Origin of the sequence: Streptomyces sp. NBC_01306, assembly GCF_026340465.1 — a bacterium.
Classification (GTDB): domain Bacteria; phylum Actinomycetota; class Actinomycetes; order Streptomycetales; family Streptomycetaceae; genus Streptomyces.
In genome coordinates, this window is the sequence record NZ_JAPEPC010000001.1 from 3,994,820 (window position 1) to 4,010,064 (window position 15,245).

The following is a 15,245-nucleotide window of genomic DNA, read 5'->3' on the forward strand; positions in this document are numbered from 1 at the left end:
GGGCTACGGTGCGACCTCAAGTCCGCTTGAGGTCAAGGCCAGGGCGGCGGCCTCGATCGCGCTGTTGAAGGAGACCTCGGCGAGCATCCCCGGCGCGGCGGTCTGGTCGCCCGCGAGGAACACCCCGTCGCCGCGCCGGATGGCGGGCCGGTCGCGCCAGGTGGTACCGGGCGGGTCGACCGCGCCCGTGCGCCCCTCGGCGACGGACGAGCTGCGCCAGGTGAGACGGTCGCGCCAGCCCGGGAAGCCCAGGTCGAGCAGGCGCTCGGCGTGGGCGATCCCGTCCGCCTTCGACTCGTCCGGCCCGATGGGCAGTTGTGCCTGGATCAGCTGCTCGCCCGCCGGGGCCAGGGTGGGGTCCTGGGCGGTGAAGCGTTCGATCCAGCCGGGGGCGTCGAGGTCGGAGATCACCCAGGCGTCGCCGCGCCGGGTCCTGAGCGCGATGTCGACCAGCGTCGAACGGCCGCTGGGCCAGCGCAGACTGGACTCGCCGAGCAGGTGGCGGGCCGCGTCCAGGGAGGTCGCGACGATCACCGGCCCCTCCGCTGTGGGGAGTTCGCTGACGCGGTCGCCGGTCTCGATCCGTACGCCCAGGTCCCGGGCGCGGGTGGCCATCCGGTCGATGAGATTGCCCCAGCCGCCCCGTACGAAGTGCGCCTCGGGCGGCAGCGAGGCGGCACGGCGCAGCCGGGCGTGGACGAACGCCGCGGAGAGCGAGCCCGGGTCGTGGTGGTAGAGGGCGACCCCCGTGTAGTGGGCGGCGGCGCGGGCGCCCGCCTCACCGACCTGGGAGGTGGCCCAGGAGAGGAAGTCCTGCCCGACGGGGGCCTGTCCGGCGGGCCGCCGTGCCAGCTTGAGCAGTGCGAGCGGCGGTGTCCTGCGGAGCTGCCCGCCGAGGTGCAGCCTCAGCCGGGTGGCCTCCAGGGCCGGTACGGCCACGACCGGGCCGAGCAGCCCCTGCTGCTTGAGCCAGGCCCAGTGCGGGCCGCCGCTGTAGATGGCGTGCGGTCCCTCGTTGGCGCGGTACGGGCCTTCGGCCGTGCGGGCGCGGCCGCCCAGGGTCCGGTGCGCCTCGCGCAGGGTGACCCGGGCGCCCGAATCGGCGGCGGTGATGGCGGCGGTGAGCCCGGCGAAACCTCCGCCGACAACGGTGATGCGGCGCATGATCCGACCCCTTTTCCTGTCCTGTCCTGCTGTCCTGTCCTGCTGTCCTGTCCTGTGTCTGATCCGGAGGGCGACCGCTCTTTTTCGGACGCTCTCTGTCATCAGGACGGATGGACCGGACGCAGATGTGACATCCGGGAAGGTTCGATGTCAGTGGTGTGGGTCACCATGAAGACATGGCAGCACGGAACGGCACGAAGAGAACCCCACACGTACGACGACCGGAAGTGCGGCTTCCGCCACTCAGCCCCTACACCGGGATGGGCCTTGAGCCCGATGGCGACTATGACGGACTGGAGTTCACCGGCGAGGACTTCACAGGACAGTCGGGCCGCGGGGCCCGCTTCATGGACTGCTCGCTGCGCGAGTGTGTGCTGGAGACGACGGAGCTGGTGCGGGCGCGTTTCATCGACTCCGTACTGACCGCGGCGCGAGGCGTGGGTACGAACCTCGCGGAGGCGTCCCTGCGCGATGTCGAGGTGGTGGACGCACGGCTCGGCGGCGTTCAGATGCACGGAGCCGTGCTGGAAAGGGTGGTGGTGCGCGGCGGGAAGATCGACTATCTGAACCTGCGGGAGGCGCGGCTCAAGGACGTCCTCTTCGAGAACTGCGTCCTGACGGAACCGGACTTCGGGTCGGCGCGGCTGGAGCGGGTGGAGTTCACCGGGTGCACGCTGCGCGGGGCTGACTTCAGCGGAGTGCGGATGAAGGACGTCGATCTGCGCACGGTGGCCGAACTGCACATCGCCCGCGGGGTGGAGCGGCTGGCGGGGGCGGTCATCAGCCCGGCCCAACTGCTGTCGCTCGCACCGGCGTTCGCCGCGCAGATCGGGGTGCGGGTGGAGGTGCCGGGCGAGTAGCGCGGAGGGGCTGCTTCCGGGGCACCGCCATGCCCTCGCTCCCGTCCCGCGCCGCGCCCTTCTCCTTCGCTCCTCACCTCTGCCGGGGCTCTCCGGTCCTCCGGCTCTCCGGCTACACCCGGGGGAAGCGCCCCTGTAGGTCCCAGATCACCGGATTGTCCGCAAGGCCCTCGTGCATGTCCCCCAGATCCGCGATCAGGTCATGCAGGAAGTCCCGCGCCTCCCGCCGCAGCACCGTGTGCCCGAACGTCAGCGGGTCCTCCTCCGCCGGCATCCAGTCGGCGGCGACATCGACCCAGCCGAACCGCCGCTCGAAGAGCATCCGGTCCGTCGACTCGGTGAAGTCCAGCTCGGCGTGTTGCGGACGGGAGGCGCGGTTGCCGCGCGGGTCCCGGTCGATCTGCTCGACGATGTCGCAGAGCGCCCACGCGAAGTCGAGCACCGGAACCCATCCCCAGGCTGTGGATACCTCGCGGTCCGCCTTGGTGTCGGCGAGGTAGACGTCACCGCAGAAGAGGTCGTGCCGCAGCGAGCGGACGTCCGCGCGGCGGTAGTCGGTCTGCGGGGGATCCGGGAAGCGGCGGGAGAGGGAGTAGCCGATGTCGAGCACGGGTCGATGGTGTCACGGACGGCGGTGTCACCGGCGGCGGTGTCCTGGCGCGCACCTGGCGCGCACCTGGCGCGCACCTGGGGCGCCGCCCGGCGTGCGCCGGGACGCTCCCTACGGTGCGGCCTTGCATGCGCCGGGACGCTCCCTACGGTGCGGCCCTGCGTGTACCGGGAGGCTCCCTACGGTGCGGCCCTGCGTGTACCGGGACGCTCCCTACGGTGCGGCCCTGCGTGCACCGGAATGCTCCCCGCGGCGCGTGGCTACGGCCCGGGGCGCCCGGTGAGCCGTCGCCACGCCTCGCTCATAAGATCGGGACGTGGACCAGCGCCGACGCCGTACAGCCGTACCCGCAGCGGTGGGGGCAGCCCTGCTGCTCCTCTCGGCGTGCGGCGGGGGTGTGCAGGGGCAGCCGGGCGGCGACCGGCTGCACCATCCCGACCCGTACTTTCCCCGGCTCGGCAACGGCGGGTACGACGTCAGCCACTACAGCCTGACCCTCGCGTACGACCCCGACTCGGGCCGGCTCACGGGCACCGCCGACATCACCGCCCGCGCCACCCAGGACCTGTCCGCGTTCAACCTGGACTTCACCGGGATGACCGTGCGGGGCGCGACCGTCGACGGCCGTTACGCCCCCGCCAACCGCGCGGGCACCGAACTGACCATCCGCCCGCACCACGACCTCGCGCGGGGCGAGACCTTCCGTACCGTCGTCCGCTACGCGGGCACGCCCAGGACGATCACCGACCCGGACGCGTCCGAGGAGGGCTGGCTGCCGGACGACATGGACGGCGCGCTCGCCCTCGGGGAGCCGACCGGCTCGATGGCGTGGTTCCCCGGGAACGACCACCCGTCCGACAAGGCGACGTACGACATCGCGGTGACCGTCCCGGCCGGGCTCCAGGCCGTCTCCAACGGCCGGCTGACCTCGCAGCGGACCAGCGGGGGCCGCACCACCTTCCACTGGCACGGCGACCGGCCGATGGCGAGCTATCTCGCGATGCTGGCGATCGGCCGGTACCGGACCCACTCCTTCAAGGCGCCGTCCGGGCTGCCGGTCTTCACGGCGGTCGCCCCGTCGGAGGTGAAGAGCAGCGCGTCCGTGGTGGCCAGGATCCCCGAGATCATCGCCTGGGAGAGCAAACAGTTCGGCCCGTACCCCTTCGACTCGACGGGCGCGGTCATCGCCCCCGTCGGGGCCGCGGGCTACTCGCTGGAGACGCAGACCAGACCGGTGCTCCCCGGTGACCAGGCGAGCCTGTCGACGCTGGTCCACGAGCTGTCCCACCAGTGGTTCGGCGACGCGGTGACCCCCGCGTCCTGGCGCGACATGTGGCTGAACGAGGGGTTCGCGACGTACGCGACCTGGCTGTGGGACGCGGACCACGGCGGCGAGAGCATCAAGGACCACTTCAACGACGCCTACGACTCCGAGGGCAACTGGGAATTCGCGCCGGCCGACCCGCCGGGCCCGAAGCAGATCTCGGCCTCGCCGGTCTACGGGCGGGGGGCGATGGTGCTCCAGATGATCCGCAGGACGGTCGGCGACGACGCGTTCTCCGCCCTGGTACGGGGCTGGGTGCGGGACCACCTGTACTCCAACGCCACCACGGCGGACTTCACGCGGTACGCGGAGAAGAAGACCGGCAAGGACCTGAGCGCGGTCTGGAAGAACTGGCTGTACGGGAAGGGGAAGGGCAAGCCGGCGAACCCGTACACGTCGTAGGTGCTGTCCGGCCGCCCCGTACACGTCACGTCGTAGGTGCTGTCCGGCCGCCCCGTACACGTCACGCCGTAGGTGCTGTCCGGCCGCTGCCCGCGTCACAGCTGCCGGGCCGCGGCCACCGCCTCGCGCATCCCACGGGCCGACCGGATCCGCTGCACCGCCAGCAGTTCGACCGCGCGGCCCAGCCACTCGGCGTCGGCGAACCGGCGCGCCTCGCCCTCGCGGGCGGTCTGGCGCAGCAACTCCTGGAACCACGACAGGTGAGTGAGGTTGTACCAGCGGGGGTGCCGGTCGAAGGTGGCCATCCAGTCCTCGTACGGGTGCCGCAGCGTCAGGTGCAGATAGCCACGGCCACGGTGCTTCCAAGGGCCCGGCAGGCCGCCGAGCAGGCCCCGTGGGGTGTACGAACCCATCGAGGGGTACCTGGCGCCCAGCGAGAAGCCGCACAGCATGACCCGGGACCAGGGGATCAGCTGTTCCTCGATCCGCTTCGAGCGCCCCGCGTGCTGGTACAGCCCGTCAGCGCGGAACTCCAGCCAGGCGCCGCCGGGCCGCTGTGAATCGCCCACGGCCCAGCGGCCGTTGACCCGTTCCAGCGGCCCGAGAGACGCGTTTATGTCGCTCATCCGCCTATTGGAGCACGGCTGTTGGAGCACGACTGTTGGATCACGGCTGTGGGAGCACGGCGATGTCGAGTTCCCGCAGGCGTGCGGGGTCGGCGATCACGTCGTACGCGGTGATCATGTCGTCCACGACGGTGAAGGTCAGCGCCAGCAGCAATCGGCCGCGCGGGGCCAGGACGGCTCCCACGGTGCCGTTGACCAGGGCCAGTTCGGCGAATTGTGACCGGCCGGCGAGGGCGGCTGTCCCCTCGGCCACGGCCCGCGCGCCACGGACTTCGGCAGTCCCGCCCGGTGGCACGGCCGCGGGGTCGGCGCGGCGCACCACGTCGGGGGCGAGCACCGCGCGGATCGCGGTGAGGTCACCGGCGCGCGCGGCGGCGAGGAACGCCGAGACGACCTGCCGGTTCCCGGCGAGTTCGGACGCGGGGACCAGCGGGGTGCCCCGCACCTTGTGGCGGGCCCGGCTGGCCAGCTTCTTCGTGGCGACAGGTGTGCGCTCCACCATGGGGGCGATCCGGTCGAACGGTACGGCGAACATGTCGTGCAGCACGAACGCGATCCGCTCGGCGGGACTCAGCGTGTCCAGCACCACGAGCAGCGCCCGGCTCACCGAGTCGGCCAGCAACGCCTCGTCCTCCGGGGGGCTCCACCGCCCCGGATCCGACAGCTCGTCGAGTACGTGCTGCTCGGCCAGGTCCTCCCGGCGCGAGGAGCGGGAACGCAGCATGTCGAGACAGATACGGGTCACCACCGTCCGGAGCCAGCCGGCCAGGTTGTCCACATCGCCGGCGCAGGTCCGGTGCAGCCGGAGCCATGCCTCCTGCACGGCGTCGTCCGCCTCGTCCAGCGAGCCGAGCATCCGGTAGGCCACCGCACGGAGCATGCCGCGATGCGTCTCGAAGAGGCCCGCCGCCTCCGGCTCATCGGGCCTCTCCACTGGTCCGCCTGGTCCGCCTGGCTCGCCTGGTCCGCTTGGTTCGTGTGGCTCTCGCTCGTCCACCGGTCACCTTCCGCCGTTCCGTTCCGTCACCCCTCTGACGAACGCGACACGGCTGAGGTGACAGCCGGCGCGACAGCGGAGAGGCACAAGTGACAGGAGAACCGATGACTTCCTTGCTGCATCTGGATTCCAGCGCCAATCGTTCCGCCGAGTCGGTCAGCAGACAACTGACCGCCTCGTTCGCGGACACCTGGCGGGCCGTGTACGGCTCGGCCGGATATCGGTACCGGGACCTGGCCGCCGACCCGGTGCCTCCGCTGGGCACCGCCTACTGCTCCCTCGGCCGGCGCGTGGAGCAGCACGGCCTCCGCCCACCGGCCGGGGTGGAGTCGTTGATCACGAGCACGGCCGAGAAGCGGGAGTGGGAGCTGACCCACCCGCTGATCACCGAAGTGCTGGCGGCCGACACCGTTCTGATCGGCGCTCCGATGTACAACTTCTCGGTGTCCGCCGCACTGAAGGCATGGATCGACCGGGTGGGGTTCCCCACGGCGTTCACCGATCCGGCCACCGGGGACAGCCTGCTGCGGGCGACCCGGGTCGTGGTGGTCAGTGCCCGGGGTGGGGCCTACGGTCCGGGCACGCCGCGCGAGGCGTGTGACTTCCAGACGCCTTATCTGCGCGCGTATTTCGGCGGGCTCGGCGTGACGGAGATGCATGTCGTCAGCGCTGAGATGACCGTGGCCGGATTCGTCCCGCACCTGGCTCGCTTCCGGCCACTGGCGGCGAGCTCACTGGACGCGGCACGGGCCGAAGTGACCGCGCTGGCCTCCGCACCTGCTGAGTCGGGGAGCCGCGCGATGCCGTAGTCGCAGGGGCCTGTAGCTGTAGTCGCCGGGGTGCGAGCACGTGGTGGTGCGAGCACGTGGCGGTGCGAGCGGGTGGCGGTGCCGGGGTGGTGCCCGAACGGTCCGGGCCCCCGGCAGCCGCCGGGTGCCCGGACCGTGGTGTCACCCGGGTGTCAGACCGTGACGCCGAAGTCCTGGGCGATGCCGACCAGGCCCGATGCGTAGCCCTGGCCGACCGCGCGGAACTTCCACTCCGCGCCGTTGCGGTAGAGCTCGCCGAAGACCATGGCGGTCTCGGTGGCGGCGTCCTCGCTCAGGTCGTAGCGGGCGATCTCCGCCTCGCCGGCCTGGTTGATGATGCGGATGAAGGCGTTGCGCACCTGGCCGAAGTTCTGCGAGCGGTTCTCCGCGTCGTAGATCGAGACCGGGAAGACGATCTTCTCGATGTCGGCGGGCAGACCGGCCAGGTTGACCTTGATCTGCTCGTCGTCGCCCTCGCCCTGACCCGTGACGTTGTCACCGGTGTGCACGATGGTCTGGTCCGGCGTCGCCTTGTTGTTGAAGAAGACGAAGTGGCCGTCGGAGTAGACCTTGCCCTCGGTGTTCACCGCGATGGCCGAGGCGTCGAGGTCGAAGTCGGTGCCGGTGGTCGTACGGACGTCCCAGCCGAGGCCCACCGTGACGGCGGTCAGGCCCGGGGCCTCCTTGGTGAGGGAGACGTTGCCGCCCTTGGACAGGCTTACAGCCATGGGGATGTCCCTTTCCGTTCTGTGCCGGGCTTCGTGTGGTCACGACGCTACCGTTACCCGCCATAACGTCGGCAGGGGACCGAGAGGTTCCAACTCTCTTCGCCCTCTTTACTTTCTTTACCCGGGGCGCGGTCATCTGTGGCGGACCGGCCACGAAAAACGGGTGACGCGCCGGTCGGGACCAGCGACCATGGACACATGTCCGGTCCCTACGTCGTCCGTGGTGCGGTCTCCCTGCCGGAGGCCGAACTCATGTGGCGCTTCTCGCGCTCGTCAGGACCCGGTGGCCAGCACGTCAACACCAGTGACACGCAGGTGGAGCTCCGCTTCGACCTCGCGAACACGGAGGCGCTGCCACCGGTCTGGAAGGAGCGCGCCCTGGAGCGGCTTGCCTCGCGGCTGGTCGGCGGGGTGGTCACCGTACGGGCGTCGGAGCACCGGTCGCAGTGGCGCAACCGGGAGATGGCGGCGGTGCGGCTCGCGTCGCTGCTCGCGGAGGCCACGGCGCCGCCGCCGAAGCCCCGGCGGGCCACGAAGATTCCCCGCGGGATCAACGAGCGGCGGCTGCGGAACAAGAAGCAGCGCAGCGACACCAAGCGGGGGCGCACCGGGCGCGGCTGGGACTGACCGGCTGCGGACCGATCCGTGCGGTGCGGGATCCAGCGGGACCCCGGCCCGCGTCTCCAGGGACTCAGCCCAGCCGAAAGGCCCCGGCTCAGCCGAAAGGCTCCGACTCAGCCGAAAGGCCCCGGCCCAGCCGAAAGGCCGCAGCCCCCGCCCTTCAGTCCCCGACCCTCAGCCCCCGACCTTCAGTCCCCGACCCTCAGCCCCCGACCTTCAGCCCCCGCCCCCTCAGTCCAGCCGCCGGTACCGCCCCCGGAAGTACGCCAGCGGGCTGCCCTCCGTGTTCGGCAGGTCCGCCGTCAGGACGCGGCCGATCACCAGAGTGTGGTCCCCCGCCTCCACCCGCTGCTCCGTCACGCACTCCAGCGTCGCCAGCGCGCCCCCGACCAGCGGCGCCCCCGACGCCTCGCCGCGCGTGAACGGGACGTCGGCGAACAGCAGGTCGTCGCTGATGCGGCCCTTCATCGCGAACCGGCCCGCGATCTGCCGCTGACTCTCCGCCAGGAGCGAGGCCGCCCAGTACGGCTGCTCCGCCAGCAGGTCGTCCATCCGGGAGCCGTTCCGTACGCTCACCATCGCCAGCGGCGGATCGAGTGACACCGACATGAAAGCGGTCGCCGTCATCCCGACATCGGCCCCTCGCGGGCCGCCGTCCGCGTCATGGGCCGTCACCAGCACCACGCCTGCGGTCAGCCGGGACATGGCGGCGCGGAAGTCGTCGTTGCTCACCCCCTCAGGATGGGGGATGGGCTCGGAGCGCGGGGTGGGGATCGTCTGGAACACATCAGGAACGCTAACTTCGGCCCCCGTACGCCCGCATCGGGCCACAGGACCAGACGAGTCCTAGGACCGGTACCGCGAGGGGCGCGGCTGACCCGTCCTGACCCGTTACTTCTCATTCAACCCTTCGCACCCTGTTGTGACTTGAGTCACGACCAGCATAAATTGTTGACCCTGCGTACCTGGTGGGCAGCTCGCTGTGATTCAGTGGCGGGGACACTGCACCAAGAGCGCCGACACAGAACCCTGGAGTTGCTGCCGAGGTCTCGGGGAGAGCGAACGATGGAGAGCGAGTCGGAGCCGTACGTCCGTCTTGCGACCCTGCGGCAGTTGCACCAAGCGGTAGCCAATCTCAACCAGGCCCGCAGCCTGGCGGACACCCTTCAGACCGTGGCGGACGGCATCGTCGCCGGTCTCGGCTATGAGATGGCCTGCGTCAATCTGGTGCGCCCGGACGGCGACCTCATGGTCGCGGCCCTCGCGGGGGACGACTCCGCCGCCGCCCTGATGACCGGCCGGGTCGGCTCCCGTACGTCCTGGGAGCGCAGGCTCTCGATGGGCGTGGGCTGGGGCGACCTCAGGTTCATCCCGTACACCGAGGGCTGGGTCCTCGACGAGGACGATGTGCCGCAGGTCCACAACGACGGCCCCGAGCCGCGCTTCGAGGACGAGTGGCACCCCTCCGACCGGCTCTTCGCGCCGATGTACGCGACCGACGCGTCCGGCGGCGAGCTGATCGGCGTCATATCCGTCGACCGCCCGCGCAACGGCAGGCACCCCGGGGCCTGGGGTCAGGAAGCGCTCCAGATGTACGCGTTCCAGGCCGCCATCGCGATCACCAACGCCCGGCTGCGCGCCAACATGCAGCGCGCCCTGGTCCGTCTGGAGCGCGAGCAGCAGGCCCTGCGTGCCAGCGAGGAGTCCTTCCGGCAGGCCTTCGAGTACGCGCCGAGCGGGATGGCCATCGCCGAGATGGGCGGCGACCAGCACGGCCGGCTGCTCCGTACCAATGACGCGCTCTGCCGGCTGCTCGGGCGGCCCGCTTCCGCGATGCGGCGCTACTCCTTCGCCGACCTGGTCCACCCCGAGGACGTCGGCACCCTGCTCCGGACGTCCGCCGAGGGCGGCCGCGCCGAGCTGCGGCTGCGGCGCCGCGACACCTCGTACGTCTGGGTCTCGCTCCGCAACTCCGTCGTGGCCGACACCACCGACGGCCCCCGTTTCCTGCTCACCCACGTCGAGGACGTCGAGGAGCGCAAGCGCCATGAGATCGCGCTCGCGCACCGTGCGTCGCACGACTCGCTGACCGGGCTGCCCAACAGCGCGGAGCTGCGTGCCCGCCTCAGCTCCCGGCTCTGCGACTGGCCCGACGCGGTGGGGGAGACGGCCATCGAGGCGCTCGACGCGGCGTACGAGCAGGGCCCGGCGGGGACGGGCCGGCACTACGCGGCCAACCCGCTCGCCTTCGGAGGCGGACCGGGCAGCGGCCTCTACGAGCACGTCCACACGGCCGCCCCGTCGAGCGAGACGGGCGACGGGACCGGGCCGGGGCCCGAGGCCGACGACGGCACGAAGGGCCTCGCGGTGCTCTTCTGCGACCTCGACGGCTTCAAGTCGATCAATGACCGCTTCGGCCACCACACCGGGGACGCGGTCCTCATCGAGGTGGCGCGCAGGCTCACGTCGGGCGTGCGCGACGGCGACACGGTCGCCAGGCTCGGCGGCGACGAGTTCGTCGTCCTGGCGGACGGCCTCGGCTCGGCGGACGCCGCCGACCTGGCCGTACGGCTGCGCAACGCGATCATTCCGCCCATCCGGGTGGACGGCAGGGCGGTCCGCGTCGGGGCCAGTTTCGGCATCGGCTGGGCCAGCTGCGGCATGACCGTCGAAGAGGTGCTGCGCTCGGCCGACCAGCGGATGTACGTGGAGAAACGCTCCAGGTCGAAGCTGCACAGACGGGCGGGGTAGGCGGTACCGCCGGGCGGCTGTGCCGGGGCGGGGCCGGGGTCTCCGGTATGCGTACTGGCCGGACTGTTCATCCGTACGGGGTAGGCTCGCCCGGGTCAGCGATGTGTGAGGAGTGCAAGGGATGACGGCCGGCAACAACGGCACGAGCACGCCCGAGGACGACGATCCGTTCGGCTATCTGTACGAGGACGGCCGCGCAGCAGGTGCCGTTCCCCCGCCCGGTGGCGGCGGATACGGCTACCCGGGTCCGACGTCCGGCGGGCAGCCCGGGGTGCCCCGGACGTCGTACAACCATGTGCGGACGGTCGGCGAGCGCCAGTACGGGCAGCAGGCACCTCAGCAGCAGTACGGCCAGCAGCCCCAGTACGCCCAGCAGCAGGCGTACGGCCAGCCGACCGCGCAGTACGCGGCGCCGGAGACGTACCCCGGCGGCCCTCCCGTCCAGCAGCCCCCGCGCCAGCCCGGCAACGGCGGCAACGGCGGCCCGAACCACAAGGGCCTGCTGATCGGCGCGGTCGCGGTGGTCGCGGTCGTCGTCATCGGCATCGGTGTGGCGCTGGCGACCAGCGGCGGCGACAGCTCGAAGGACAAGAACGCCGGCTCGGACAACGCGGGCGGCGGCCAGACCTCCGCGGAGACGACCAAGCCCAGCCACGCCGCGTCGACGCCCCCGAAGGCCGACCTGCCGAAGCAGGACGCGGCGACGCTGCAACTCGGCGGTGCGGCGACGACGGCCACGGACGTGCCGGGTGCCAAGGGCTCCGGCGGTTCGTACGTCGTGCTCAACCAGCCGGGCGACTCGGCGACCTGGACGGTCAAGGCACCGTCCGCCGGTTCCTACCGGCTGTCGATCAACTACGGAGTGCCGGGCAAGGACGCCAAGACCTCGCTCACGGTGAACGACGCGGCGAAGCCCACGGTGATCAACATGAAGAACTACGCCAACGCTCCGGACGGTGACGCCTCGAAGGGGTGGACCAACACCTGGAACTTGGTGAACCTCAAGAAGGGGCCCAACACGATCAAGATCTCCTGTGAGACCGGTGATCAGTGTGGGGTCAACCTGGACCAGGTCATCCTGCAGACCCAGGACGGGAAGTCCTCCTGACGACTCCCCGTCGGCAAGGGTGACGACATGGCCCGGCTAGATGGCACGGCCCGGCTGGACAGACACGGCCCGGCTCAGGCCGGAGGCGTGTGCTCAGTGACGAGGACCTGCGGAAGCAGGTCCTCGTACGCTTCCCGGTCGAACTCGCCCGCCGCGGGCGCCAGCACCGTGGCCGCCGAGAGCGCCACCGCCCTGGCCAGCCGGTCCGGCCACGGGAGTCCTTCCACCAGGCCCGACAGCAGTCCGGCCACCGCCGAGTCGCCCGCGCCCGTCGGGTTGCCCTCGAAGCGGGCCGGGGGCAGGGCCTGCCAGGTGCCCTCGGGGGACGCGGCCAGCATCCCTTCCGCGCCCAGTGAGGCGACCACCGCGTGCGCGCCCCTGCGGCGGGCGTCGCGGGTGGCGCGCTGCGGCTCGCGGGAGCCGGTCAGCTGGGCCAGTTCGTCGGCGTTCGGCTTGACCAGGTCGGGGCGGGCGGCGATGCCCCGGCGCAGCGGTTCGCCGCTGGTGTCCAGGAGGACCGGGACGCCCGCGCCGCGGGCCTGCTTCACCAGCTGGGCGTAGGCGCCGACCGGGACGCCCGGCGGCAGGCTGCCGCAGAGGGCCACCGCGTCGGCGTCGGCCAGCAGCTTCCCGTACGCGGTGAGGAAGGCGTCCCACTCGTCTGCCGAGATGGCCGGACCCGGTTCGTTCAGCTGGGTGGTGTCGCCCGACGCGGCGTCGACCACGGCGATCGTGCGCCGGGTGGTCCCGGCGACCGGGACGAGCGCGTCGGTGGGCGGTAGCCCGGCGAGCAGTCCGCGGAGCACCTCGCCGGTCGTCCCGCCGGCGAAGCCGGTGACGACCGTCTCATGGCCGAGTGCCGAGAGCACCCGGGCCACGTTCAGGCCCTTGCCGCCCGCACGCTCGGTGACCGAATCGACTCGGTGACTGGCGTGCGGGATCAGCGCGGGGATGTGGTAGGTGATGTCCAGGGCGGTGTTCAGGGTGACGGTCAGCAGCACTTGATTGATCATGCCAAACAGAGAGCGGCACGCCCAGCCCTTGACCTGCCACTTCCTGTCATTTCTGCAAGATTCTGCTCAGATCTGCTCAGTTCTGCTTCGGTTCGATCACCCAGGCGCCCTTGCGCATCACACCGGCCAGCCCGAAGTCCGCGTCCAGGACGACCAGGTCCGCGTCCTTGCCGGGCTCCAGCGAGCCGATCCGGTCGTACAGGCCGAGCAGCCGCGCCGGGTTGGCCGAGAGGGACCGTACGACGTCGTCCACCGGCAGCTTGTCGATGGTCACCGCACGCCGGAAGGCCGTGTCCAGGGTGAGGGTGGAGCCCGCGATCGAGCCGCCGTCGACCAGCCGGGCGACGCCCTTCTTGACCTCGACCTCCAGCGGGCCGAGCAGATACACGCCGTCGCCGAAACCGGCGGCGTCCATCGCGTCGGTGACGAAGGCGACGCGCGCGGAGCCCGCCGAGCGGTACGCCAGCTCCAGCGCGGCCGGGTGCAGATGCGTGCCGTCGTTGATCAGCTCGACGGTGACCCGCTCGTCCTCCAGGAGGGCGGCGATGGGCCCGGGGTCGCGGTGGCCGAACGGCGGCATCGCGTTGAAGAGGTGGGTGGCGACGCTCGCGCCCGCCTCGATGGCCTCGACCGCCTGCTCGTACGTGGCGTCGGTGTGGCCGATGGCCGCGATGACGCCGTTCTCGGCGAGGAGGCGTACGGAGTCGATGCCGCCCTTCATCTCGGTGGCCAGGGTGAACATCTTCGCCGTACCGCGCGCCGCGTCCATCAGCTTGCGGACGTCGGACGGGTCGGGGTCGCGCAGCAGCGACGGGCTGTGCGCGCCCTTGCGGCACGGGGAGATGAACGGGCCCTCGAAGTGGATGCCGGCCAGGTCGCCCTGCTCGACCAGTTCGGAGAGGACCGCGGCCCGCCCGGCGAGGAAGTCCATCTCGCCGGTGACGGTCGAAGCGACCATCGTCGTCGTGCCGTGCCGCCGGTGGGTGGCGATGCCCCTGAGCACCTCATCGGGGGTGCCGGAGGTGAAGGACGCCCCGCCGCCGCCGTGCACATGCATGTCGACGAACCCGGGGACCACCCAGTGCCCCGCGAGGTCGATGACCGCCGCGCCCTCGGGAGCGCTCCCGGCGATGCGCGAGCCCTCCACGATGACCCGGCCGCCCTCGACGGTCCCGGTGGGCAGCACCACGTGGGCTCCGGCGAGGACTGTGCTTGCTTCGCTTCCGGCCATCAGGCGGATACCTCCGTGGAGAGTAGATCCCAGGCGAGCAGCCCTGCGCCCAGGCATCCAGCGGTGTCCCCGAGGGCCGCCGGGACGATGTGGGGCAGCTTCTGGAACGTCACGCGTTCCTCCACCGCTGCCTTCAGTGGTACGAACAAGGTTTCCCCGGCCTCGGCGAGCCCGCCACCGATGATCAGCGTGCGCGGGTCGAGCAGGGTGAGCGCGGTGACCAGACCGTCGGCGAGTGCGTCCACCGCGGTCTGCCAGACGGCGACCGCCCGCGGGTCGCCGGACTCGACGGCCTTGGCGCAGTCGGCGGCGTCTGCTTCCGGGTCGCCGGACGCCTCGGCCCAGGCCAGCGAAACGGCGGAGGCGGAGGCGTACCGCTCCAGGCAGCCGCGCTGTCCGCAGCCGCAGTCGACGCCGCCCGGCCGTACGACGATGTGGCCGATCTCCCCGGCGTATCCGTGGGCGCCCGCCTCGATGGACCCCTCGATGCCGATGGCGCCCGCGATACCGGTGCCGAGCGGCATGAAGAGGAAGCGGTCGGCGCCCTTGCCCGCCCCGATCCGGCCCTCGGCGAGCCCGCCCGTGCGGACGTCGTGGCCGAGCGCCACCGGGACTCCGTGCAGCCGGGCGCTGAGCAGTTTCCGCATCGGGACGTCACGCCAGCCGAGGTTGGAGGCGTAGACGGCGATGCCGTTCTCGGCGTCGATGATGCCGGGGACGGCCACGCCCGCGGCTGACGCGGTCCGGCCGAAGTGCTCCTCGCCGTACGCGCGCAGCTCGGCGGCGAAGTCGAGGATCGACGCGACGACGGCCTCGGGGCCGCGCTCCCGGCCGGTGGCCCTGCGCGCCTCGTGGAGCAGGGTGCCGTCCGCTCCGACCAGGGCGGCTTTCATGCCGGTGCCGCCCACGTCGAGGGCGATGACGTGGTTTTCGGCCGGGAGACCGGGGGTGGTTCCCCGGGAGAATGCAGTCACCCGGACAGTGTGGCTCGGATAACCGAA

The 15,245-nt window shown here is 71.5% G+C and carries 15 protein-coding genes; 6 read left to right on the forward strand and 9 right to left on the reverse strand.

Annotated elements, in window-relative coordinates; all coding sequences use genetic code 11:
* Nucleotides 1-3 precede the first annotated feature (3 nt).
* Nucleotides 4-1,164: an NAD(P)/FAD-dependent oxidoreductase gene (locus OG385_RS17570; protein WP_266855582.1), complete on the reverse strand. Its 1,161-nt coding sequence runs from the start codon at nt 1,162-1,164 to the stop codon at nt 4-6.
* Between the two features lie 176 nt (nt 1,165-1,340).
* Between OG385_RS17570 and OG385_RS17575 the strand changes: the two genes are divergently transcribed.
* A complete protein-coding gene (locus OG385_RS17575) occupies nt 1,341-2,024 on the forward strand; it encodes a pentapeptide repeat-containing protein (protein ID WP_266855583.1) in 684 nt (227 codons plus the stop codon).
* A 112-nt stretch (nt 2,025-2,136) separates the two neighbouring features.
* Here OG385_RS17575 and OG385_RS17580 read toward each other — a convergent pair whose 3' ends face one another.
* The gene (locus OG385_RS17580; protein WP_266855584.1) at nt 2,137-2,634 is read right to left on the reverse strand and encodes a hypothetical protein; all 498 of its coding nucleotides are present in this window, start codon (nt 2,632-2,634) and stop codon (nt 2,137-2,139) included.
* Nucleotides 2,635-2,950: 316 nt separating this feature from the next.
* On the opposite strand from OG385_RS17580, the gene OG385_RS17585 reads away from it, so the two are divergent.
* Nucleotides 2,951-4,360 (forward strand): M1 family metallopeptidase, encoded by a 1,410-nt coding sequence (locus OG385_RS17585; RefSeq protein WP_266855585.1) that lies wholly within the window; start codon nt 2,951-2,953, stop codon nt 4,358-4,360.
* A 95-nt stretch (nt 4,361-4,455) separates the two neighbouring features.
* On the opposite strand, the gene OG385_RS17590 is transcribed toward OG385_RS17585, so the two are convergent.
* Both OG385_RS17590 and OG385_RS17595 read right to left on the reverse strand, forming a co-directional pair.
* Nucleotides 4,456-4,986 (reverse strand): hypothetical protein, encoded by a 531-nt coding sequence (locus OG385_RS17590; RefSeq protein ID WP_266855586.1) that lies wholly within the window; start codon nt 4,984-4,986, stop codon nt 4,456-4,458.
* A 40-nt stretch (nt 4,987-5,026) separates the two neighbouring features.
* Nucleotides 5,027-5,920: a sigma-70 family RNA polymerase sigma factor gene (locus tag OG385_RS17595; protein ID WP_266855587.1), complete on the reverse strand. Its 894-nt coding sequence runs from the start codon at nt 5,918-5,920 to the stop codon at nt 5,027-5,029.
* Nucleotides 5,921-6,087: 167 nt separating this feature from the next.
* On the opposite strand from OG385_RS17595, the gene OG385_RS17600 reads away from it, so the two are divergent.
* On the forward strand, nt 6,088-6,792 hold the full coding sequence (locus OG385_RS17600; RefSeq protein WP_266855588.1) for an FMN-dependent NADH-azoreductase: 705 nt from the start codon (nt 6,088-6,090) through the stop codon (nt 6,790-6,792).
* Between the two features lie 152 nt (nt 6,793-6,944).
* Here OG385_RS17600 and OG385_RS17605 read toward each other — a convergent pair whose 3' ends face one another.
* A complete protein-coding gene (locus tag OG385_RS17605) occupies nt 6,945-7,520 on the reverse strand; it encodes a TerD family protein (RefSeq protein WP_266855589.1) in 576 nt (191 codons plus the stop codon).
* 198 nt (nt 7,521-7,718) lie between these two features.
* Between OG385_RS17605 and arfB the strand changes: the two genes are divergently transcribed.
* Nucleotides 7,719-8,147 (forward strand): alternative ribosome rescue aminoacyl-tRNA hydrolase ArfB, encoded by a 429-nt coding sequence (gene arfB / locus OG385_RS17610; RefSeq protein WP_266855590.1) that lies wholly within the window; start codon nt 7,719-7,721, stop codon nt 8,145-8,147.
* 225 nt (nt 8,148-8,372) lie between these two features.
* Here arfB and OG385_RS17615 read toward each other — a convergent pair whose 3' ends face one another.
* Nucleotides 8,373-8,927, reverse strand: a complete 555-nt coding sequence (locus tag OG385_RS17615; protein ID WP_266855591.1) for a flavin reductase family protein — start codon at nt 8,925-8,927, stop codon at nt 8,373-8,375.
* Nucleotides 8,928-9,206: 279 nt separating this feature from the next.
* Between OG385_RS17615 and cdgB the strand changes: the two genes are divergently transcribed.
* A complete protein-coding gene (gene cdgB, locus OG385_RS17620; RefSeq protein WP_266855592.1) occupies nt 9,207-10,892 on the forward strand; it encodes a diguanylate cyclase CdgB in 1,686 nt (561 codons plus the stop codon).
* Nucleotides 10,893-11,013: 121 nt separating this feature from the next.
* Nucleotides 11,014-12,000, forward strand: a complete 987-nt coding sequence (locus OG385_RS17625; protein WP_266855593.1) for a carbohydrate-binding protein — start codon at nt 11,014-11,016, stop codon at nt 11,998-12,000.
* A 74-nt stretch (nt 12,001-12,074) separates the two neighbouring features.
* On the opposite strand, the gene OG385_RS17630 is transcribed toward OG385_RS17625, so the two are convergent.
* The 3 genes from OG385_RS17630 to OG385_RS17640 all read right to left on the reverse strand — a co-directional run bounded on the left by OG385_RS17630 (nt 12,075) and on the right by OG385_RS17640 (nt 15,218).
* On the reverse strand, nt 12,075-13,001 hold the full coding sequence (locus tag OG385_RS17630) for a 1-phosphofructokinase family hexose kinase (RefSeq protein WP_266860949.1): 927 nt from the start codon (nt 12,999-13,001) through the stop codon (nt 12,075-12,077).
* Nucleotides 13,002-13,089: 88 nt separating this feature from the next.
* Nucleotides 13,090-14,244 carry an N-acetylglucosamine-6-phosphate deacetylase gene (gene nagA, locus OG385_RS17635; protein ID WP_266855594.1) on the reverse strand — a complete coding sequence of 385 codons (1,155 nt, stop codon included), beginning with the start codon at nt 14,242-14,244 and terminating at the stop codon, nt 13,090-13,092.
* Nucleotides 14,244-15,218: an ROK family protein gene (locus OG385_RS17640; protein ID WP_266855595.1), complete on the reverse strand. Its 975-nt coding sequence runs from the start codon at nt 15,216-15,218 to the stop codon at nt 14,244-14,246. The genes nagA and OG385_RS17640 overlap by 1 nt, the downstream gene beginning before the upstream one ends.
* Nucleotides 15,219-15,245 lie beyond the last annotated feature (27 nt).